The following is a 22,092-nucleotide window of genomic DNA, read 5'->3' as shown; positions in this document are numbered from 1 at the left end:
TTAATATAACACACCGAAGCAGGCTCATGAGACATCGCTGGCCGCAGTAGAAAGACAGGCGGCGGAAGGAACCCCTCCGCCGCCGTCTTAATGTTATTGTAGCTGATAAATTACTTCCTTGGAGCGTTGAAACTGGCCGATCATTTTTTTCAGCAAATCTGCCTGTGCCGATAGCTCCTCGCTGGCGGCAGCACTTTGTTCTGCTGTCGCCGAATTGTTCTGCACCACACGGGAGATCTGGTCGATTCCTTGATTGATCTGAGCAATTCCGAGCGCCTGCTCCTCGGAGGCTTTTGCGATAATGCTCAATTTTTCCGTTGATGTGACGGCACCCTCTGAAATGGTCGTTAGGACTGTGGCGATTTCGTTGGTAATCTCTGTTCCGACCTTTACCTTTCTTAGGGATCCTTCAATGAGCTCCGTCGTTTCCTCTGCGGCTTTTGCGCTTCTCGCCGCAAGACTTCTCACTTCTTCGGCTACCACAGCAAAGCCTTTGCCGTGCTGACCTGCCCTGGCAGCCTCTACCGCTGCATTCAAGGCAAGAATATTGGTCTGGAAGGCAATGTCATCAATCACCTTGATGATTTTAGATATATTTACAGAGGAATCGCTGATTTCTTTCATAGACTGCAGCATTTCCAGCATGGTCTCTTTCCCCTTGCCACCTCCGTCACGAGCCTCTTTCGCCAGCAGATAAACCTCCTTCGCTTTCAAAGCATTATCCTTGCTTTGTTCGGCGATTTCAGAAACAGAAGCAGAAAGCTCCTGTATGGAACTGGCCTGCTCCGTGGAGCCTTGTGCCAGGAACTGGCTGCCGTCGGATACCTGCCTTGATCCTGCCGATACCTGGTCAGCCGCATGTTCGAAATTACCCATCACTTGATTTAATGTCATGATAATGCTTTTCAAAGAGTCTCCGATTTCAGTAAAGTCTCCCTTATGCACCATGGTGATTTCAAGGTCAAGATTACAGTCACTGATTTGTGCCAGGACTTCCGATATTTCCCTCAGATAAGCTCTTAGATTCCACAAGGTTTCATTCAAGGCAGCCTTGAGCAAGCCGTGATCGCCTCTGTAGTTTCCTTCCACTGCAACCTGAAGATTTCCTTGTGCCATTTGCTCAAGAACCCCCAGTACCTCGGCCATAGGCTTTCCGAATGCGTCCAGAGTCTCGTTAACACCTTCTACCACAGCCCTGAATTCACCCTTGAATTTACTGGCATCACCCCGGACACCGATCCTTCCCGCGACAGCAGAATCTGAAATCAGTGTGGTTTCCTCCACAAGCTGCTTCACGGTTTCGTGCATTCGTATGAGCGACGGCAGCAAAGTATCATTTTCACTCCGCCTACCCACGGCTTTCAGCTCATGAAGCTTCGAAAGATCTCCGTCAGCCACATCGGTAACCATTTCTATGACATCCCTTACAGTTGCAATTACATTATTGATGCTGTGTCTCATTTTTTCATAGATGCCTAAATAAGATCCGTCCATTGTCATGGAATAATTATTCTTGCTCATCTGGCGAAGAATCTTACTCCCTTCGTTAACCGCCTCTAATCCGTCAATACATGCATTGACGCTGTTTTTGATATCATTGAATTCTCCCTGATATTCCTCCATCATCTTTTCTGGAATCACACCGATCGCGATTTTGGAAATCCGCTGTGCCGCCGAATGCAAAGGAAAAACGACAGCAGAAAATGCCTTATTCAGATTTGAAAGCATTTCCGCATATATTCCATTATGCGCCTCCGTATTAGCTTTAACTTCAAAATTACCTTTCATAAATTCCCGGGATAATACTTCCGTATCCCTCATCAGTAAATCCAACACATCAATGCATCCGTTGAGTTCTGAGAACAATTGAGCAACGTCTCCCTGCCCCTTCCCTTCTATTTTATCAGGTGTCTGCCCAAGGCGGATTTGCGCAAGACAAGCAGAGGCGATACGGCAGGGCTCCGTTGTAATATCAAGGATTTGATTCAAGCGCAGAAGAATTTCCCTGTACGAGTCTTCCTCGCTTTCAAAATCTGCCGCCCTAGCACTGAAATTGCCGGAAGCAACTTCCTCAGAAATCCGGATTACTTGCTTTTCAAGTAATCCAAGCCCCAAGCCTTCGGACAGAATTCCATCTTCCACTGGGTCGTCATCGGTGAGACTGTCTCCATCCTCACAAAGGTTTCGGAAAATCATACGTACGAGTGAGACACTTCCCATAGCAGTAACGAATATTCCAATTGCCGTCAGTGCTGCCGCCATAATTATCACTTTGTAAAATCCTGCCCCCTGGGGCGCAGCGCCTGATATAATCAAGCTGTAAACCCCTGAAAGACCAATGATTGCCATAAAAGCCCCTGTCAACAGTGCATTTCGGATCAGTCCTCCTCTGATTTTCTGGTAGCTGTTCGATTCCATTCAAATCCCTCCATTTTTCTATTGATCCGATCAACGCAAAGATACCATCCTGACGGATGGTATCTTTGCTTCTTCCTGAGTCATCCGTATTAATCTTGAAAATTTTACGGTCTGGACTTGTTTATTTGGTTTTATTAGTTATCCATTTCATGGTTTTCAACCATGAAATCTTTATTATATTTATGTTCATTAACAAAATGAATTAAAATCAAGTTGACAACAAGTACGCAGATAAACGTTACATATACTCCTCTGAGACTTCCTGTCAGAGCGATTGACGCTCCGCTAAGGGCAAAGTTCATGGAAGTGATAATTCCCTGAACCGGAAAGATTACGCTGTTAACCTTTTCAAAACCATGACGTCCGAAAATGGCAGCAGGCAGAGAGGTTGTAAAGTTGGCAGAGCCTCCAATGGCCATACCGATCATGAATACAGAAAGGTAGATTCCTACTTTTGTCTCAGTGATGTTGCTTGCTAAAGCAAAAATATACCAAATACCGAAGACAAACATTGCCTTCTTTGTTCCCCATTTTTGATCGATCACGCCGAACAGCCAAGAACCGAATACACCAATTGCGGCAAGTACCGTCATGATGGAAATCGCCTGAACCTGAGTAAAGCCAAGCTGCATGTTTCTGACTACAAGCTGTGTCATAACACCAACCGTTACAAGCTGGTAGATTCCTGTGGTAACCGCCGCAAGCCAAAATTCCTTTTTGGTAAGCAGCTTTCCGGCAGTCCAGCCTCCTGTGACATCTTCTTCATGGCCTACATAATATTCCTTCTTGTAAACTTCCTCTGTTACATTATCAGGAAATTCGTTCTTTTCCTGGGGGGTGTTCTTGATCAGCAAAAGCCCCAAGACTCCAAGAATAATTACTAAAATTGAGGGAACCATGACACCCTTCTGAAGTCCTAATGTCGCGACTAAAAAGGCAATCATCGGAACATAGAAAGCAGAGGCCAGGTTATGTCCCATTGTGGTATAACCCATTACGATTCCCTTCTTCTTAGGAAACCACTTGGCAACCAGGGTGCCGCCTGCAATATACCCGCCTGACATGACCGAACCAGTGATGACACAAAGGCAAATGGCATAGACCAGCAAAGAATTGGCCAGACCGAGCCCGATGTAGAATGCACCTGCTAGAAAGAGGCAGATTCCAGAGGTCTTTTTTGCTCCGATACGAATATTGACTTGACCAAAGATAAGAAAAAAGATAAATCCAACCAGCCCGGCAACGGTTCCCATGCTGAGAACCAGTGAATAATCAATACCGGTTTTTTCCGCGAAGGCAGGTGCTGTGATATTGGAACCGTCGTTGACCATTCCCACATAGAACCAGAACATCGCAGCGCAATAAATGATTACTCCCCATCCGCTTCTGCTGAAGCCTCCGATGATACTTTTCTTTTGACTCTTCGCCATAAAAATTTCCTCCATTAGTATTATTAGATAAATATTAATAAAAACAATTGTTTATCAACCAATGCTAGCGTTCAACGATGAGAGAGGTGCCTTGACCACCACCGATGCAGAGAGTCGCAAGGCCAAAATGAGCTTCCCTTTTCATCATCTCATAGATTAAGGTAATTAGAATTCTTGCTCCAGATGCTCCAATAGGATGCCCCAATGCAATAGCACCTCCATTGACATTCAGTTTAGCCGGATCAATCCCAAGGTCCCGTCCCACTGCCACAGACTGAGCAGCAAAGGCTTCGTTGGCTTCAATGAGATCAATATCCTGTATGGTCAGTCCTGCTTTCTCCAATGCGCTCTTTGACGCTGGAACAGGACCAATTCCCATGATGGTCGGATCGACACCAGCCGACGCATAGGACTTAATTTTACAAAGATAGTTCAGGCCAAGTTCCTCTGCCTTATCCTTTGACATGATGATGAAAGCGGCACCACTGTCATTTATACCGGAAGCATTTGCTGCTGTAACGGCACCATCCTTTTTAAAGGCTGGTTTCAACTTTGCCATGCCTTCTGCTGTTGATCCAAATTTAGGATATTCGTCAGTATCAAAAACGATGGATTCCCCTTTCTTTTGTGGTATTTCCACCGGCACGATCTCGTCTTTGAATCTTCCTGATTTAACTGCCGCTTCAGCCTTTTGCTGCGAATCCGCAGCAAAGCGGTCCAGTTCTTCTCTTGTCAAACCCCACTGTTCCACGATGTTTTCCGCAGTGATACCCATATGATAGTGATGAAATGCATCCGTAAGTCCGTCATGCACCATGGTATCTACCATCTTTGCATCACCCATTCTGGCGCCCCATCTAGCGCTTGGCATAATATAGCTCGACTGACTCATGCTCTCAGCACCGCCTGCCAAAATACAATCTGCATCTCCTGCTTTTATGATCTGCGCAGCAAGGCCAACAGTTCTTAATCCTGATCCGCAGACTTTATTGACGGTTAATGCGGGAACCTCCTTTGGGACGCCTGCTGCCATTGCTATCTGTCTGGCCACATTCTGCCCAAGACCTCCCTGCAGGACATTTCCGAGAATTACTTCTTCTATGATAGCGGGATCAATTCCTGCCCGTTTGATTGCTTCCTTTGCAGCTGCTGCTCCCAGGGAGACGGCGGGCATATCCTTCAATGTGCCGCCAAAACTGCCAATAGGCGTTCTGGCTGCGCTTACAATAACTACTTCTCTCATTGTTTCTCCTCTTTTAACTTTGGGCTAATGATTAGCTCCGCTTTATCTTCGAGGGAATGATTAGTTCCTCTTAATCTTCAAACTGATGATCAGCTCCGCTTCTGTAGCGGCCTGAACCTCTTCGATGGTATAGCCTTCGTTAATTTCCGTAAGGACGATGCCCTCCGGAGTAATCTCCATAACCCCCATCTCCGTGATGATCATGTCCACTACACCCACAGCCGTATACGGCAATCTGCATTCCTTCAGGATCTTGTGTGCTCCCTTCTGGGTGTGCTGCATGGCGATGATGACCTTCTTTGCGCCTACCACCAGATCCATCGCACCGCCCATGCCTGGCACCATCTTTCCCGGTACGATCCAGTTGGCCAAGTTTCCGTGCTGGTCTACCTCAAGGGCGCCCAGAATGGTTGCATCTACATGACCGCCTCGGATGATTCCAAAGGAGGTTGCGCTGTCAAAGAACATGGCTCCCGGATTTACGGTCACATACTGGGCTCCTGCGTTGACGATGTCCACGTCTTCTTTGCCTTTCTCTGCCGCTGCTCCCATCCCCATCATTCCGTTTTCTGACTGGAGAATGATATTCACTCCCTCAGGAAGAAAGTTTGCTACCATGGTGGGAAGTCCGATTCCCAGGTTTACCACATCACCGTCTTTCAGTTCCTTTGCAACTCTTGCGGCAATGATTTCCTTTATATCTGCCATGGCATTTCCCCTCCTACGATGGCATCCACAAAGATGCCCGATGTCACTACATTGTTCGGATCTATGGCTCCGATTTCCACGATCTCGCATGCGCCTACTATCACATAGCTTGCCGCGCATCATGGGATTAAAGGTTCTTGTGGTCCCGTTATAGGTTGTATTGCCAAATTCATCCGTTACAGAGCCTCTGATGAGAGCGAAATCCGCCTTCAGGGGCTTCTCCAGAAGATAGTCTCTGCCGTCAACATGGATGACCTCCTTGCCCTCTGCAACGATGGTTCCCACTCCCGTAGGCGTGAGAAAGCCGCCAAGGCCTGCACCGCCTGCTCTGATCTGCTCAGCCAAGGTTCCCTGAGGCACCAGGATGCATTCCAGCTTATCTTCCTCAATGTCGGTGTTCATTCTCCTCGCCACCTCGGGGTTAAGTCCCACATGGGATGCAATGAGGGTTTTGATCTGACCGCTCGAGACCAGCTTTCCAACGCCTCTTCCCGGCACCCCCGCATCATTACAAATGACAGTGAGATGTTTCACACCCTTTTCTACAAGGGCGTCTATGAGAATTTCCGGTGTTCCGCAGGCCATAAACCCGCCGACCATGACGGACGCCCCATCCTTTATTTCAGCGACAGCTTCCGCTGCTGTCATGATTTTTGATTTCATGATTCTTTACCTTTCCTACAAGGTTCATTAATCTACTTCTTCATAGTTTAAATCATCAGGGATACGCGCTCCCTCCGTGATGTATTCTCCCATCACGCTGCATACGGGGCAAGCTCCAAATTCATCACCGTACCTGGTAATAAGGTCAACGCCATACTTGAACATTTTACCGCATCCCGGGCAGTGATAGTACATATATAATGCGCCCCAGGTCATAAGCAAAATTCTCCTTTACAATCTGCCGGTCAGCCATTCATAGCCTGACCGGCTTTCAAAATTTCATAATACGAGAAATACTGTATTCTAGAGCTGCGTAATACCTAGTTAAGTTTTATACACGGTACTAGTTTTTTGCAGGCAGCCCCAGGATTTCTCTGGCTTCTGACGGAGTTGCCACTTCACAGGTAAACTCTTCGATGACTCTCTTGGCACGCTCAACAAACTGCATATTGCTCTCCGCAAGAACGCCTTTCTTGTAAAGTACATTGTCTTCCATGCCCACACGGATATTTCCACCCATGGCGATAGCCGCATACATGATCTCCATAGCGCCCTGTCCTACACCAAATGCGCTCCAGGTCGATCCGGGTGCCACCTCGTCCATAACACCCTTCATGAACACAAGATTCTTGGTTGTAGCCGCAATGCCGCCTGCGCAGCCCATACAGAATTGGAAATGAGCTGGAGCTTTTAAGATACCTTTTTTCAAATAGTATGCTGCATTGTATATCATGCCCGGGTCAAAGGCCTCGATCTCAGGCTTTACATTGACTTCCTGCATCAGCGTACCGATCTTTTCCAGGAATGCAGGATGATTTTCAAATATGGATGTATGAAGCCAATTCATGGTTCCGCAATCGTAGGAAGCCATTTCAGGCTTTAATTCATAGAAAGGCCTGATTCTGTCTTCTTCTTTCAGTCCAACCCCGCCTGATGTGGTCAGGTTGAGGATGATGTCGCAATCCTTGCGGGCCCGGATTAGTTCTACAGTCTTTTCAAACTTGTGAAATTCCATTGCAGCACGGCCTTCATCATTACGACAGTGAATATGTGCCACTGCTGCGCCGGCTTTCCAACAGTTGTAAACTTCCTCTGCAATTTCTTCCGGCTCGATGGGAACGTTTGGTGTGTTCTCCTTTGTGGGCCAAGCTCCGGTAGTCGCAACGGTTATAATCCTTTTATTTTTAAGTGCTTTATCCATTCGATGTACACCCCTTTCTACTTGCCTGGGAGCGAAGCCTCTGCATTTCGCTCCCGACTGATATGATTTGAAGAGTTCTAGTTAAATTGATCCGTAAGTATAGGTTCTTTCAGGAACATCGTTGACTTCATCCTCATCGATTTCCGCAACGCAGCGAACCATAGCGCCATCTCCCATATACCATCTGATAGGGAAGCAGAAGAAACGGAAGCGCTTCCCTGAAACCTTATCCAGATTTCCGCCAAGATTTTCAACACCTACAATCCCGTGACCAAGCATCATCTTATGGCAGGGTTCCCAGGTTCCCCATTCACCAATGGCTTCCAGTTCACCGAACTTCTTGTCATATGCTTCCTGTCCGTGGATTCTGATATATTCTTCTTTGTCGAATTCAGCGTAAGCCTCTTCGCCAAACTTTTCTACATATTCTGTTGTAATCGGTCTTCCGGAAGCACCAACAAGGTTCATCCGGGTTGCACCGTTATTGCCCATCGCTGTGTGAAGCGGATGGTCAAGGGCCTGCATATCCATGGCAACGCACTTAACCTTGTTCTTTACAAACCACTTTCCAGCATCCATACCGGTTCCGCAGGAATAATGATAGTATTCTTTGGAATCATCAAACTTGCGGTGCATTCCTGTGTTCAGGCAAACAATCATGCCTTCCAGCTCCTCTGGCTTGATGTTTGCTTTTTTGCAGGCTGCTTCAAGGTGTACATCGGTAATCAAACCCCAGGGCTCGATATCGATTTCCAGACAGATGGCTTCTCCGGTATAAGCATCAACAGGCATTTCGTGTGTATACCGCGCTCTTTTGCCATCGAATTCTTTTTCCATTACATGTCGGGGTGCGTCACAGTGAGTTCCTGTATGCTGCACGCAGTCGATTCTCTGGGTGAGAACGCCTCCCTTAGCAAGGGTGTGCATAGAGTCGATTACCGGCTTTGCAAAATAGGGCCATCTAGGAATATCTGCACTGAACGGATGGGTTAAATCAATCATAACTTTCTTAGCCATTTTCTATTCTCCTTCTCTTTAACAAATGTTCTCTCCCATAGGGATCGTGGTTGGTTTATCAATAGATTTCTGTTTGTGTTCTGAGCTGAATAATCAATGTTTCTCTTCTGCAATAACCGCCTCGCGCCATTTGGTTCTTGCAGTCAGAGACTTGATTCAGCTGCTACTTAAGGTCTTTTGTAACCTCGATCAAGTATTCTCTCAGACGTTTGTTGGACGCAGCAATCTGCTCTGGCGTCCAGGTCTGGTAGCCTTTCCCGGTCTTGAAACCCAGCTCGCCCTTCTCCACCAGCTCCCGAAGCAGCTTGGATGGTTCATGCGCATCCTCTAGATATTTTACGATATAGCTCTGAATGCTCAGAGATAGGTCCAGTCCGATCATATCGGCGTTTTCCAGAATTCCCAAAATCGGCCATCGTAGTCCGGGGCCGTAGCGCAATGCTTCGTCAACGGTAGCTGGATCTGCGATGCCGTTTTCGACGATGGAAAGCGCCTCTCTCCAGATCGCATGCTGGAGTCGGTTTGCTATGAATCCAGGAACATCTTTCACACACTTAACCGGTTTCTTGCCGATTTTTTTCAGGTACTCGTAAGTGATGTCCATGGTTTCGTCGCTGGTGTCTTCCCCCTTGACCACCTCTACGAGAGGAATCAAATAGGGGGGGTTCCAGAAATGAGCACCGACAAATCTGCTCTTGTTTTTCACTTTAGCTGCGATTTCGGTGATGCTCATAACAGAGGTATTGGTAGCCAATATGCAGCTTTCTTTGCATAGGGGCTCGATTTCCGCAAACAAATTCTGTTTCAGCTCCATATTTTCCAGTACGCACTCAATCACCAGATCAGCGTCTTTAAGGGCTCTCTCCATATCGGTTGTGAACAGAATGCGGCTTAGGATTCCGCCGGCTTCCTCTTCTGTCATAGCTCCTTTTTCAATGAGCATATCCAGATTGGATCGGATTCCTGCCAGCGGCTCGCTCTTCATGCTTCTCGATCTTAGAATTACATGGGTCTCAGGATCTTTTGCAAATACCAGCGCCAGACCGTTTCCCATGAGACCGGAACCGAGTACGGTAACATTTTTTATATTCATACAAATCCTCCGCTAGTGCAGCGTATTCTAAATAACCGGATAGAAAACGCCGAATGAATTTAAATACGCTGTACTAGTTCGCCCAGTATCCGCCTTCCACAGCAACATTGGCACCTGTCATAAAGTCACTTGCCGCAGAAGCAAGGAAAATACATGGGCCCACAAAATCATCTGGCTCTCCCAGCCGTCCGATGGGCAGACGCTTCAGGAAGTTTTGATAAACAGCACTTTCCGGATCAAACATCCATTCAGTCAGATCGGAACGGAACACTGTAGGATTGATGGTGTTGACATTGATCTTGTATTTCGCGGTCCATTCACATGCCAGCGACTGTGCCATCAGGTCGATTCCCGCTTTGGCTGTACAGTAACCGGTATAGCCTGCCATTCCCATCTTGGAACGGGCTGAGGATACAAGAATTACTTTTCCACCTTTTCCCTGCTTGATCATCTGCTCTCCTACGTACTTACAGAACAGCCAAGTCCCCTGTACATCAGAATCCATAATCTTCTTCCACTCGGAAAGCTCCTGCTCTACGATGGGCTGTGCGTGATTGTAGCCTGCTGCTGTCAGCAGCACGTTTATCTCACCAAACTTCTCCACCGCGTCTTTTACGATGCGAATGACATCTTCCTCAACTGCAGGATCGCCTATGGAATACCCGCATTCGATCCCCTGGGCCGTGAGCTCCTCGCAAAGGTTTTTGCATTTGTCATCACTTCTTCCGGTTACGAATACCTTCATTCCCGCTAGCCCGTATCCAATGGCAACCGCTTTTCCCAGTGCTCCTGTCGCACCGGTTAAAAGTGCAACTTTGCCCTTGACATCAAACAGATTGTTTACAAATTGTTTGTCAGCCATATTGTTTGATTCTCCTCTCAATTTTTAATCAGATTCCCAATAGAAATCCCTTCCAGACAACACTCTGATAACAGGAGTTTCAGTGAATCCGCTGCGGCCCTGTCATAGAGCTCTAGTTATAGCTGATTACCACCAGAACAGTAGCAATCTGGTTTGTATTGTTGATCATTGATCTTCCTTCATTTGGTTCAATAAAAACGGAATCGCCTTTTTTAAGAACCAGTTCCTCTGTTTTGGATTTCACAGTGATCTCTCCATCGAGTACAAAATAGACCTTTTCTGTAGGTGAGTTATCCTCATACGCCCACTCGGCGCCGCCACCGGGAAGGAAATAAGACATTCCCATCCAAAACTGTTTGGTTCCTGTTACGTCAGTTCCATGAAGCTTCATTGCCTTCATGTCAAAATGCAGTGGTGCATTGTATGGAGCAACATCCTTCAATTCGACTTTTTTCATTTTTTTCACCTCCAAGCGATTTGTCACTATATATTCGCAACTGTCATGCCAAACTTAAAATTTTTCTGATTACCTGCCAATAAAAAAACCTCATACATCGCTAAACACAAGCGATTCAGAGGTTTGAAAAATTTAAATGATTTTAAATTTAGTTTTAATCAGACAGAAAATTTACCTTTTATTGTTAAAAAATTATCTTTTTCAATACGTTTTTGTATTAAAATATAAAAATACCTATGAAATAACGCCTCAAAACAGGGCAAATTTCAACATTAATACGTTTTCGTATTGTCACAATACATTTTCGCATCGTGCTTGCTCTACGTTTTTCTCCTGAGGGGGATACCCAAAGCCTGTGCCTTTCTAACGATGGTCGGCTGTGTGGTTTTCAGAACATCAGCGGCAGCGTAAGAGTTGCCATACTCTTTCAAAACCCGCTCAAGGATCTCTTTTTCATAGTTCTGTACAGCCTGTTTCAGCCCGACCCTGCTGATACTTCTGGTCTCTACAATATTGGGCTTTTTTTCACCCATATAAATAATTCTTTCAACATCCTCTCTGCCCAGGATCCGATTGGAGGAGATAATCACGATCCTCTCCACAATGTTCTCCAATTCCCGCACGTTTCCAGGCCACTCATATTCTGTCAGCGCCTCAATTGCCTGACCTGCAAATTCCTTATTTTTTTCATAGAAGCGGTTAAATTTGGCGAGGAAGCCAGAAGCGATCTCCGGGATATCATTCCTCCGTTCCCTCAGGGAAGGGAGCGCAATTGGAAATACGTTCAACCGATAATAGAGGTCGGCTCGAAAGGTATTGTTTTTCACCATCTCCTCCAAACTTTTATTAGTAGAGGCAATGACTCTTGTATCGATCTTGATGCTCTCTGTTCCGCCTACTCTGATCAGTTCTCTTTCCTGGAGTACCCGCAGGAGCTTGGTTTGAAGCTTCAGCGGCATCTCGCTGATTTCATCCAGTAAAATCGTCCCGTGATTGGCTGTCTCAAATAGCCCTTTCTTGTCCTTCTTGTCAGCACCAGTAAATGCACCCTTTACATACCCGAATAGTTCTGATTCCAAAAGATTTTCGGGAATAGCAGAGCAATTGACTTTGACATAAGGGCCATTCTTCCGCTTGCTCTGTTTGAAGATTTCACGGGCAACCACTTCCTTCCCTGAGCCGGTTTCCCCTGTAATCAGTACAGTGGCATCTGTCTGGGCAACATATTGAATGAGCTCTTTCACACGCAGAATGGTTGGATCACTTCCCAGAAACCCGTTTTCTGCCCGCTCCCTCTTCAGGGACTTCAGTTCCTCTTTATATTGGCGTTTCTTAATTTCTGAGTTCTCCAGATCCTCTTTTAAGCGGATCAGCTCTGTCATATTTCTCATAACAGTAATGACCTTAAGAACTTCGTGATTGGAGTCAAAAAATGGAATGCCGACAATTAGAACCTTCTTGTCATTCCGATAAATAGTCGAAAGAGCAGAAACCTTTCTCTTTGTCTTGAGTACCTCAAGAGATACCGCTTCGGAAAAATATTTTTTTTCCAGCAGCTCCTCAATGGACTTCCCTACGATTTCTTCTTCTGTGATCTCGGTAATTTCTGTATAACAGCGATTGATATTGGTCACAAAACCATTGGCATTTACGATACAGATCCCATCATCAATGGCATCACCCAGAACCAACGCTGTCATTTTTTCCAGCTTGAGATGTTCGAGTTCCGTGTTGATTTCCTCGATTTCGAGCTTCAGCGCGAGGTTCTCATCTTGCAGTGCCAGATTCTCAGTTTCCAGTGTAAGGTTTTCAGCTTTCAATACGAGATTTTCATCCTGCTGGCTTTGAATTAAATCCTTTTCTTGTTCCATAACGCTCCCCTGCTTTCCTTTATCGTCTCAATTATATACAATGCCCGCGCAGTTGTCACCACTGTTCATCTTAACCGGCCGTTTATCCTATCATGATTCTCTTCGTAAATGCTGTGCGATCTTTGTACATGCTGTCGTTTAATCTCATACAGCAAAACGAAGGACAGATCGCTCTGCCCTTCAAAAACATTAACTTATTGTGATTAGTTCTCCATATAGATTACTACAGTCGATATACCATCAGCATCAGCACCCTTTGTATCATAGAGACTTACAATACATCCCTTACTCAAGTTGGATAGCCTATCTACCGAAAACGTACCTTTATCCGCATTATACTTGTAAACTACCGCGTTATCAGCAATAATGTAACCTACTGATCCTGCTTGGATTACAGCTGCGTCAGAGTAGATGTAACTGACAGCCTTATTAGCTGCGACGATTCCGCTTGTTTTTACTCCAGAAATAACCGGAGCAGCGTCCAGCGCCGTAACACCTTTAATAACGTCGTTGACATCTACTGTGATCTTATAGACTCCGAATACTCCCGCTCTGCCATTGAATTCAGCACCAGTATTATTAGTATTCTTTGTAAATGGAGCTCCGTCAATGAATCCCGTGAAACTATAAACTGTGACACCATCAGCCTTTATTCTCTCCCTCGTATTAAATACGCCGTATACCTCCGATTCCTCTTCATCAACTATGAAGCTCTCACTGATTAACATGGCAGCTATCTTTTCGTCTTCGTTGAGGTAGATTATGAATGGAAAATCGGAAGCATCACCATTGATACTGGATTTTACGGATTTAATCTTGCCGACGCCATAGTCATTGTCGCCGTTTCCCGGATCCGAACCAGTGTAGGTAAATACAACCACGTCATCTTCAATATCATATATGGTATTTCCGTCAGTCAGCGTCATTCCATCATCGTTAATGATAATGTCCTTGGATAGAAAGGATACAATGGGCTCATCAGAATCATCTATCAACCAGTCAGATCCGTCCTCGCTTATACCATACGCAATGATCTGCCCGGCTTTCAGTTCCGCCTCGCCATCTTCGTCCGCGAGGACTTTCGTGTTTCCGCTTGCCAAAAGAAGCTTGAAATTCCAGAAATCACCTACTATTGTAACCAATCCATATTGATTCAAAGCGATATATTGTGGAATCTCTACCTGCTGATCCGGTCCTGCTGGAGATTCGCCTGTTGCTGCATAGCGGACATAATAAGCACCAACCTTCAGCCCCTCAATCGCTTTGGCTCCGTTTTCTACCAGCTGATAATCCTCATCCGCCGCAGCCCTATATTTCATGGTATCGTTAACACCCGTGATTTTTCCATCCGATCCATGAGCGGTCGTAGGTGCGATTCCCTTAAGGCCCTTAGGCGCATCAACTACCACTTCAGAGGGAACCAAAAGGGCGAATGCAGCATTTTCCTTAATAAAATAACTGACAGGTTCGGAAGGAGCACAATTGTATCGAAGGTACTCTGTGCTGCTAATATTGTAATTACACCCAACTGTTCCCGGAAGCCCTCCATCGTAAGAGAAGACCACCGCATCTTCCAGAATCTCGTATTCTTTATCACCGGCCAACAGCTTCCATCCGTCGCTTTCCTTTGAAATCCCGGCGTTATTGCAGATCCAATCATTCTGCGCAGGCGCGATGAACTCAATTTCATCGTCCGTATTGACCACACAGGTAATGATTTGGCCTTTCGTTACGTTCACTTCGTACGGGTAATTATGAATAAGTGAAAAAGCATGAAGCGCCCCCCATTCCGTGTACACATTGATACTGTTTCTGCCAAAGCTGTCCGGAAAGAGGTAGTCACTTACAATTCCAACGATATAATACATCTCGGCTTCCGGAACAGTCACCAGTGCCGGGGCGCCTGCGAAATAATTAGCCTTTTGGCGATACCGCACATCATATTCGCCCGGCATCAGCTTTTCAAGGCTGTTTCCTTCGATGGCTCTGTATGCGGCTTCAGAGTCTGAGGATTGCTTGTATTCCATCAGGGTATCGACTCCAGTAATTCTGCCGTTGTCCGCCATATAGCTAGTAGGAGCGATTCCTTCCAGTCCGGTAGGAGCAAGCTGTCTTCCCGGTACAACCATGCAAAGGGAATCACTTACATTGCCGGCGCCATCCTTTACTTTGATATAGATGTCTTTTGGAACCGTTTCGATAGAAACCGTAATGGCAGTTGTCAACGTAGTGAAAGCAGTCCCTTCCGCAGATGTACTGATCGCTGGTTCACTGACATTATGATCCACCACTTTGTAATAATAGCTTCCAGCCTCGCTGGAGTGAAAGGTTATTGAAGCCTGATTTTCACCGATCTGTACTGCCGGACCCGACGTCAACGAAGGTTTCACCGTGTCGGACTGCCCTCCGGTATTTCCTCCCGTGGGGCCACCACCGCCGCCACCGCCGCTAACAGTGGGTTCTTTCGTTTTAACCTTACCCGCACCGGTAACGGTTCCCGGTTTCCCATTCCCCGACAGGGTAACTGCTGCATCGGTGTTCAGCACTGCAACTTCTGCATTTTTGCCAAGAGTGAGCTCCGCTCCCTCGGCAGATTTCGCCAGATCAATTTTCTTAATCTTGGCCGTATCTCCGATTTTTATCTTCAAATCCGGCGCTGCTGCAGAAATGGTTCCAATCGTTCCGGAAAGATTAAGGGAAGTACTGCCTGCATTTTTATCAACGGAAAGGGTGTTCACAACACCTTTCTCTGTGACGCTGACCGCTGCCTTTGCTTCTACAGTCAGAGTTTTCACCTCACCTCTGACCTCAACTTCCGCTCCGTCTGAGACTGCAACGTCGGTGAAGCTTCCCTCCAGAATGACTGCGGTATTTGCATTAAGGGTTGCAATGGTTACACCTTCTGATACGATACGAACCGCACCGTCAGTACGCTCCACAATTACTTTTCCATTTACCTGACTTCCGTTGATGATATGAACGGAGTTTTCCCCACCGCCCCGGGCGATTAATCTCCCGTCAACGTGAACTGCATCAAGGGTTACTGACCCTTCCCCGATACCCTCGGCAAGAATCAGGTCACCTTTTATGGCCAATCCTTTTAGTTTTACTCCATCGGAATTGATCACAGCGATACTCTGAACCCCAGAGGGTGACACTGTATCGGTATAGGTACCAGGTTTGTTGTAGTAAGTGCTAATGGCATTATCAATCATAGTAACAAACTGAGCTCTCGTAATGTCAGCTTTCGGCTGAAAGCTCCCATCTGCCATACCACCTATAAACTTGCAGGCCTCCAGTCCAAATACAGCGTTTCTGGCCCAAGAGGAAATACTGCCCGCATCAACAAATGAAGTTTTCTCAGCAGATGCAGCCTCTGTTCCAAATGCCCGGAACAGCATGACCGCAGCTTGCTCTCTTGTTACATTGGAGGAAGGCATGGCATGTCCGTTTCCATCGCCGGTTAGTATACCGGCAGCTTGAGCCTTCAGCATAGAGTCAGCAAACCAGTCACCTGCGTTCACATCAGAAAAGCGATTCTCCGCCCTTTTCTGATATCCCATAAGCCGTTCTAGTATTACTGCCAGTTCTGCTCTAGTGATGGCTGCATCGGGACGAAATCCGCGGGAGTCTCCCTTGACAATCCCAAAATCTACCCACCGTGTAATTGCCTTGGCTGCCCAATGCCCGGTAATGTCAGTCAATTCTGTTCCGGACAACATGCCTTTCTGATTGGATGCTTCTGCACCGAAAGAAAAAACGGGCAGCATCGTCATGATTAAGCATACTGTTAAAAACACAGAAATCCTCTTCTTTGCCCTCATACAATTCCTCCTTGATTTTAATAATGATACACTTATTTACCATTTTAAACCAATTCTTAACAATGTACAAGGCTATTTAAGGCCAAATAAGTTCCAGATTCTGTTCCGGACAGATATCGCTGCATAGGCCGCAGCCTCTGCACAGGTCTGAGCTGACGGATACATCGCCGGAAGCTTTGGAAAGCGCTCCGTAAATACACGCAGAGATACACTTATAGCAGTCCTGACTGCCGCAGTGATCTTTCAGATGAGAAATTTTCGGTTCGACCTGAATCTCGTCGAAGGATTTAATTCCGCCCAGAGCTGACCCCCGAATTTCAGCAAAACTCTGGACGTCGTTGGACTCCATCCAGTCCTCGAGATCATTTTTGATCCGTTCGATATGACCGAAGCCGTTCAGCATCAGCGCCGTTCCAATTTGGATTGCGGACGCACCCAACATCATGTACTCCAAAATATGTTCATAACTTTCAATTCCCCCAATTCCGCAAACCGGCAGCTTGGTGCTTTGCGCAATGGTTGCCACCGATGCCAGACCCAGCGGTCGAATGGGACTTCCCGAATATCCTCCGTAGGTAGGAAGATAGGGCTTCCGTTCCTTGATATTCACGCCCAGAATACATCGCACTGTATCGATGGCGCTGATGGCACTCCCGCCTGCCCTTTCCACCGCACAGGCTACCTTCGACATATTGGTGACGTTCTGGGACAGCTTTACCATAACCGGAATGTCAACACAGCCCACAACTTTTCTAGTCATTTCGTAAATACGTTCTGAACTTGCCGCCATGACCTCCAGCCCCTCTCCCATAGGTGAAGCCAGCCCAAGCTCGATAGCATCGGCGCCGATCTTTTCCATTTTACCTGCAATATAGCTGATTTCAGAGGAAGTTTGGGCACAGATGCTGGCAATCACGATCCCGCCGTTGCTTTTAGCCGTATCAATCTCCCGCTCCCATTCCTCCAGCAAAATATCACTATAAAGTCTGATATTCTGCACCCCGTTGTTTCGGTAGGCAACTCTGGGTCTTACATCAATGTTTACTTCATTGACGATGGTTTCCGTTACTACTGCTCCCGCTCCTGCAAGAATAGCATTTCGAATCATATCGCCGTTTCTTGCCCACGGGCCGGCGGCGACAATAATGGGATTTTTCAGCTTTAAACCCATAAAATCCACAGCAAGTGTGTGTGACATCGTCCCTACCTCCTTTTCATCAGAATATTTCTTTAACCCTGTCCTTATGTCCGCATGATTTTCTGACCTTCAGTTTTGACTGAATCAGTATTTCCTGCGGCTGCGCATCCTCTTGCGATTCTTCCATAATATCAAAAAGCAATCTGGCTGCAATTAACCCCATACGATACATAGGTTTTGTTACAGTGGTAAGCTTTGGTTCCAGATATCCTGATATTTTGAGATTGTCAAAGCCCACTACGGCAATATCCTCTGGGATCCTCAATCCAGATTGTTTCATTTTTTCCATAGCTCCGATGGCCATGATGTCAGAAGTCACGAAGATCGCCTGGGGTCTTTGTTCCAAATTGAGCAGCCTGCTTGCCGCAAGGAACCCCCCTTCCAAACTGTTCTCCTCAGCCAGGAAATATTCAGCGGGACAGGTCAGCCCTTCATCCTCCATGGTTTTCCGAAACCCTTCCAGCTTATGCTCGTTTTCAAGCTTTGGTCGGCTGCCATAGATCACGCCAATTCGGCTGTGGCCGATTTCAATCATGTGCCTGGTAGCCTCAGCTGCTGCTGCTCGGTAATCTGTGTAAACAAGATTTTCCTCAGCAAGCTCCTCGTTTTTTCCGATCAAAACAACGGGAATATCCTGCTTGCGGATTAAATTTAGATCGCTTTTTTTTAGATAGGTTGACACCAGTATGATTCCGTCTACTCTTCTGTCAATGAAGTTCTCAATATATCCCTTTTCTTTGTTCTTGTCGTCTTCCGTTGCGCACAGCATAATGTTATAGCTCTTCTGATGCGCCACATCCTCTACCCCTTTGGCAATTTCCATGTAACCAAGGTCCGTTATTTCAGGGATCAGCAATGCGATTGCTCCGGTTCGGTTCAGCTTCAGGCCTCTTGCCATCCAGTTTGGCTTGTAGTCCAGACTTTCCATGACACTGAGAATGTGTTCCTTTGTATCGGGCGCTACCGCATCAGGATGATTCAGTACCCGGGACACGGTGGCAACAGAAACGCCGGCCTTTTTTGCTACGGATTTAATATTCAAGGGAGAATCCTCCTGCTTATATAGCAAATTATTGTATGCCTGTAGTATAGCATACCCGCTGACCAATGAAAATAGGACGCTTAGCGAAGCGCTGATTAATTCCGTTTGCACGTTCCTAAGGTAAATCAAAGCAAAAAGGAGAGGAACCCATACAGCCTCCCCTCCCCAATGGAAGTGTTTCTTAAGATGTGTGCCGGGAATAAATCAGCGCTACCTTAGAGGAGCGCTGATTAAATGAAAGGTGCACAGAAGAAATCAACGCTTCCCAAGCTTAAAGTCAACAGTTTCCGGCGTTTCTTTTACAAACAGCGTCCTCACTGCCGGCTCTGTCTTGCTGATGATCTTTCCCCGCCGGATGACATACAGACATTCACTGGTCAATCGTACCGCTTCCGCATCATCTCTGGCATCCAGTATCACAAGATCGGCAGGCTTTCCCGTCTCCAATCCATAGGTATCTTCTATTTTCAGTGTTCTCGCCGATCTTACGGTAATCATATCCATCAAGGTCGTAATCTGATCATGTCCATTCATGTGTGCGGTATGAGCCAGCAAATTTGCAGCAGCGATCATATTGCCTTTCCCCATGGAATACCATGGGTCCATGATCGAATCGTGTCCGATGCATACATTAACTCCTCTTGCAAGCAGCTCATCCACCCTTGTATGCCCCCTCTTTCTGGGATACCCGTCGGTTCGGTTCTGCAATACCGAATTGTCGAAAGGATTTGTAATCATGTTCATATCGGCTTTTTTCAGAATCCCTAGTAATTTAAAGGCATAGTCGTTATTATAGTTGTGCATTGCTGTGGTGTGGCTGGCAGCAGCTCTTCCCTGCCAGCCTCTGTTGATATTCTCCTTGGCCATTACCTCGACGAACCGGGAATGGGGATCGCCTGTCTCATCAATATGGATGTCGATGAGCCTGTCGAATTCCTCCGCCAGCCGGTAAACAGTCTCTACATCCCTTACTCCGTCTTCTCTGGTATATTCAATATGCGGCGCTCCGCCTACCACATCCGCTCCAATTTCCAGTGCTTTTCTCAGCAGCGCTTCACCATCGGGTTTGGTAAAGATACCATCCTGAGGAAAGGCAACAACCTGAATATCGATCAGATCGCGAACTTCATCTCTTAATTCCACCAGACTTTCTACTGTTACAAGCGTAGGGTCGGAGCAGTCCGCATGCGTTCTAACCCGAAGGACTCCGTTGGCAATATACCAGTTGACCACTTCCCGCGCATTTTGCTTTAAAATTTCCTTTGTCAGGAAGGGTTTTCTTTCTCCCCAGATATCGATGGCCTCCAGCAGGGTTCCCGACTTATTTGGCCTGCTCAGATCACCTGCTGAGAGCACTGCATCCAGATGAACATGGGGGTCAACGAAAGGCGGAACTACCAGATTTCCTCCTGCATCTACAGTCTCCAGCCCATCCACTGCAATCCCTTCTCCAATACGGCTGATGCTTCCGTCCTCAATGAGGATACAACTTAGGCCCTCTTGCCCTCTGAGTTTCGCGTTTTTTATGAAAAGTGAATTCATGTTCCTTCCTCCTGTTGCTATAAACACCGTCAAGTGAAAATTAACTGATCAAATCTCCGCACGGAATGAATCAGCGCTTTCCTAAACGTATTTTGCGTCCTTTTTCACTTCATGGGAATCATTGATTTTCATTGCTGCAAAGATCGCATTTACTGCAGGCACTGCTAGTGCAGCAATGATGATTCCCTGCAAAGATGGTACTCCGATCTCAAATGCACCGCCAAAATATGCGGCAGCGCATCCGACGAGATATGCGATCAAAGGCGCAAACCGAAGCTTCCGGAACTTCACATCATCCAGCATCGGCAAGTTCTTTTTATATGTAAAGAAATAATCTCCTATGATAACTCCGCCGAGAGGAGGGATAAAGGTTCCAAACAGGTTCAACAGCGGAATGAAATATGCGCCTACACCTGCAACAGCAACAATGGTTGCAATTACCACACCCCAGATGATAAAGGGTGCTTTATTGGACTTATTAAACATTTCTGCTCCTGCAACACCAAAGGCATAAGCAGTGGCGTTGTTTGTGGTCCAAATATTAAGCGTCAGAATAATCAGCGCCCAGAAAGTCAGACCCATGGTTATCATCAATTCAATCAGATCTCCCGTCTGAAATGCAAAGCCGCCCACCATTCCCGAAAATACCATGATTCCGTTTCCCACAAGGAACGCAAGGAGTCCTGCGATAAATGCAGTCTTTCCATCCTTGGCAAATCTTGCCCAGTTTGCTGCTTGCGTTCCTCCAGAAGCAAAGGTGCCAACAATAACCGTAATTGCAACCGTTACGGACATGGTGGTGGTTGGTTTCATCCCGAAGAGATTTTCCAAGCTGCCTACTTCCTTAAATGCCATCCAGGTAACAATCACCACAAGGGCTACCATCAGAGGGAGCGCCACGTAGGAAACAATGGCCATACTTCTGAAACCATAAAGTGCGGTGGCCCCCATGATAACAGACCAGAAAATGATGAAAAACACTTCCCAGCCCGGCAGACCAAGGCCCTTGGAGAAAAGAACTCCCATGTATTCTGCTGTGATAGCGTACCATAGAACCTGGGTCCCTCCCAGTATGATATCGGCCCATTTGGCTCCTGCGGAGCCCAGTGTATAACGTGCAAGAAGTACAGAAGTAAGTCCGGTTTTCGCACCGATCGAGCAAATCACTGCCACATAAAAGCCAAGGATCGCACTTCCTGCCAGCAAAATCCAGATCAGCTCTGAAAAGGGAAATGCAGCGCCCAGTCTTGCGCCTGCTGCCATTGTAGGTGTGAAAAAGGTAAATCCGATGAGTACTCCCGTTACCGCGAGGAGGCTCGTTCTTGCTTCCGGTGGTACATGACTCAGCGGATAATCTTTTTCCTTAACGACCGATTTTTTCGTCATTTCTTTTGACATGGTAATTCTCCTTTCAAGATTCTACCGATTAGACACTGCCGTAATCAATTACATTATCTATGAGATATAAAACAAATAATTACGCCTAAAACACAGGACATGTTTAATGTAATTGATTACATTTA

At 46.5% G+C, this 22,092-nt stretch carries 16 protein-coding genes and 1 pseudogene; all 17 read right to left on the bottom strand.

All coding sequences use genetic code 11. From position 1 onward, the window contains the following. Positions 1 to 93: 93 nt before the first annotated feature. Complete coding sequence (locus tag FRZ06_18490; protein QOX65197.1) at positions 94 to 2,418, bottom strand: methyl-accepting chemotaxis protein; 2,325 nt, start codon at positions 2,416 to 2,418, stop codon at positions 94 to 96. Between the two features lie 134 nt (positions 2,419 to 2,552). Continuing rightward, positions 2,553 to 3,848, bottom strand: a complete 1,296-nt coding sequence (locus tag FRZ06_18485; GenBank protein QOX65196.1) for an MFS transporter — start codon at positions 3,846 to 3,848, stop codon at positions 2,553 to 2,555. Positions 3,849 to 3,912: 64 nt separating this feature from the next. Next, on the bottom strand, positions 3,913 to 5,091 hold the full coding sequence (locus tag FRZ06_18480) for an acetyl-CoA C-acetyltransferase (GenBank protein QOX65195.1): 1,179 nt from the start codon (positions 5,089 to 5,091) through the stop codon (positions 3,913 to 3,915). Positions 5,092 to 5,151: 60 nt separating this feature from the next. Next, positions 5,152 to 5,799 (bottom strand): CoA transferase subunit B, encoded by a 648-nt coding sequence (locus tag FRZ06_18475; protein QOX65194.1) that lies wholly within the window; start codon positions 5,797 to 5,799, stop codon positions 5,152 to 5,154. Next, a pseudogene (locus FRZ06_18470) lies at positions 5,787 to 6,462 on the bottom strand (CoA transferase subunit A). Before FRZ06_18470 ends, FRZ06_18475 begins: the two are co-directional and overlap by 13 nt. Before the next feature lie 27 nt (positions 6,463 to 6,489). Further along, on the bottom strand, positions 6,490 to 6,678 hold the full coding sequence (locus tag FRZ06_18465; protein ID QOX65193.1) for an excinuclease ATPase subunit: 189 nt from the start codon (positions 6,676 to 6,678) through the stop codon (positions 6,490 to 6,492). 127 nt (positions 6,679 to 6,805) lie between these two features. Continuing rightward, positions 6,806 to 7,663: a 3-keto-5-aminohexanoate cleavage protein gene (locus FRZ06_18460; GenBank protein QOX65192.1), complete on the bottom strand. Its 858-nt coding sequence runs from the start codon at positions 7,661 to 7,663 to the stop codon at positions 6,806 to 6,808. A gap of 81 nt (positions 7,664 to 7,744) precedes the next feature. Then, positions 7,745 to 8,680, bottom strand: a complete 936-nt coding sequence (locus FRZ06_18455) for a cyclase family protein (protein ID QOX65191.1) — start codon at positions 8,678 to 8,680, stop codon at positions 7,745 to 7,747. A gap of 163 nt (positions 8,681 to 8,843) precedes the next feature. Continuing rightward, positions 8,844 to 9,779, bottom strand: coding sequence for a 3-hydroxyacyl-CoA dehydrogenase family protein (locus FRZ06_18450; protein ID QOX65190.1), 936 nt, complete (start codon positions 9,777 to 9,779; stop codon positions 8,844 to 8,846). A 67-nt stretch (positions 9,780 to 9,846) separates the two neighbouring features. Further along, a complete protein-coding gene (locus FRZ06_18445) occupies positions 9,847 to 10,635 on the bottom strand; it encodes an SDR family oxidoreductase (protein QOX65189.1) in 789 nt (262 codons plus the stop codon). 112 nt (positions 10,636 to 10,747) lie between these two features. Further along, complete coding sequence (locus FRZ06_18440; protein QOX65188.1) at positions 10,748 to 11,092, bottom strand: cupin domain-containing protein; 345 nt, start codon at positions 11,090 to 11,092, stop codon at positions 10,748 to 10,750. Between the two features lie 320 nt (positions 11,093 to 11,412). After that, positions 11,413 to 12,963: a PAS domain-containing protein gene (locus FRZ06_18435; GenBank protein ID QOX65187.1), complete on the bottom strand. Its 1,551-nt coding sequence runs from the start codon at positions 12,961 to 12,963 to the stop codon at positions 11,413 to 11,415. 203 nt (positions 12,964 to 13,166) lie between these two features. Next, on the bottom strand, positions 13,167 to 16,787 hold the full coding sequence (locus FRZ06_18430) for an S-layer homology domain-containing protein (GenBank protein QOX65186.1): 3,621 nt from the start codon (positions 16,785 to 16,787) through the stop codon (positions 13,167 to 13,169). Positions 16,788 to 16,863: 76 nt separating this feature from the next. After that, positions 16,864 to 17,985: a hypothetical protein gene (locus FRZ06_18425; GenBank protein QOX65185.1), complete on the bottom strand. Its 1,122-nt coding sequence runs from the start codon at positions 17,983 to 17,985 to the stop codon at positions 16,864 to 16,866. Between the two features lie 19 nt (positions 17,986 to 18,004). Continuing rightward, positions 18,005 to 19,027, bottom strand: coding sequence for a LacI family transcriptional regulator (locus FRZ06_18420; protein QOX65184.1), 1,023 nt, complete (start codon positions 19,025 to 19,027; stop codon positions 18,005 to 18,007). A 255-nt stretch (positions 19,028 to 19,282) separates the two neighbouring features. Beyond that, positions 19,283 to 20,569, bottom strand: coding sequence for a cytosine deaminase (gene codA, locus FRZ06_18415; protein QOX65183.1), 1,287 nt, complete (start codon positions 20,567 to 20,569; stop codon positions 19,283 to 19,285). 81 nt (positions 20,570 to 20,650) lie between these two features. Beyond that, positions 20,651 to 21,967, bottom strand: a complete 1,317-nt coding sequence (codB, locus tag FRZ06_18410) for a cytosine permease (GenBank protein ID QOX65182.1) — start codon at positions 21,965 to 21,967, stop codon at positions 20,651 to 20,653. Positions 21,968 to 22,092 lie beyond the last annotated feature (125 nt).

The sequence above is a fragment of the Clostridiales bacterium genome, from assembly GCA_015243575.1.
GTDB lineage: Bacteria > Bacillota > Clostridia > Peptostreptococcales > Anaerovoracaceae > Anoxybacterium > Anoxybacterium hadale.
Note: the sequence above shows the minus strand (reverse complement) of the source record. Positions and strands in the feature narration are given on the sequence as shown.

Coding starts and splice junctions, on each gene's coding strand:
- FRZ06_18490 (QOX65197.1), bottom strand. CDS start 2,418: ATGGAATCGAACAGCTACCAGAAAATCAGAGGAGGACTGATCCGAAAT.
- FRZ06_18485 (QOX65196.1), bottom strand. CDS start 3,848: ATGGCGAAGAGTCAAAAGAAAAGTATCATCGGAGGCTTCAGCAGAAGC.
- FRZ06_18480 (QOX65195.1), bottom strand. CDS start 5,091: ATGAGAGAAGTAGTTATTGTAAGCGCAGCCAGAACGCCTATTGGCAGT.
- FRZ06_18475 (QOX65194.1), bottom strand. CDS start 5,799: ATGGCAGATATAAAGGAAATCATTGCCGCAAGAGTTGCAAAGGAACTG.
- FRZ06_18465 (QOX65193.1), bottom strand. CDS start 6,678: ATGACCTGGGGCGCATTATATATGTACTATCACTGCCCGGGATGCGGT.
- FRZ06_18460 (QOX65192.1), bottom strand. CDS start 7,663: ATGGATAAAGCACTTAAAAATAAAAGGATTATAACCGTTGCGACTACC.
- FRZ06_18455 (QOX65191.1), bottom strand. CDS start 8,680: ATGGCTAAGAAAGTTATGATTGATTTAACCCATCCGTTCAGTGCAGAT.
- FRZ06_18445 (QOX65189.1), bottom strand. CDS start 10,635: ATGGCTGACAAACAATTTGTAAACAATCTGTTTGATGTCAAGGGCAAA.
- FRZ06_18440 (QOX65188.1), bottom strand. CDS start 11,092: ATGAAAAAAGTCGAATTGAAGGATGTTGCTCCATACAATGCACCACTG.
- FRZ06_18435 (QOX65187.1), bottom strand. CDS start 12,963: ATGGAACAAGAAAAGGATTTAATTCAAAGCCAGCAGGATGAAAATCTC.
- FRZ06_18430 (QOX65186.1), bottom strand. CDS start 16,787: ATGAGGGCAAAGAAGAGGATTTCTGTGTTTTTAACAGTATGCTTAATC.
- FRZ06_18425 (QOX65185.1), bottom strand. CDS start 17,985: ATGTCACACACACTTGCTGTGGATTTTATGGGTTTAAAGCTGAAAAAT.
- codA (QOX65183.1), bottom strand. CDS start 20,569: ATGAATTCACTTTTCATAAAAAACGCGAAACTCAGAGGGCAAGAGGGC.
- codB (QOX65182.1), bottom strand. CDS start 21,967: ATGTCAAAAGAAATGACGAAAAAATCGGTCGTTAAGGAAAAAGATTAT.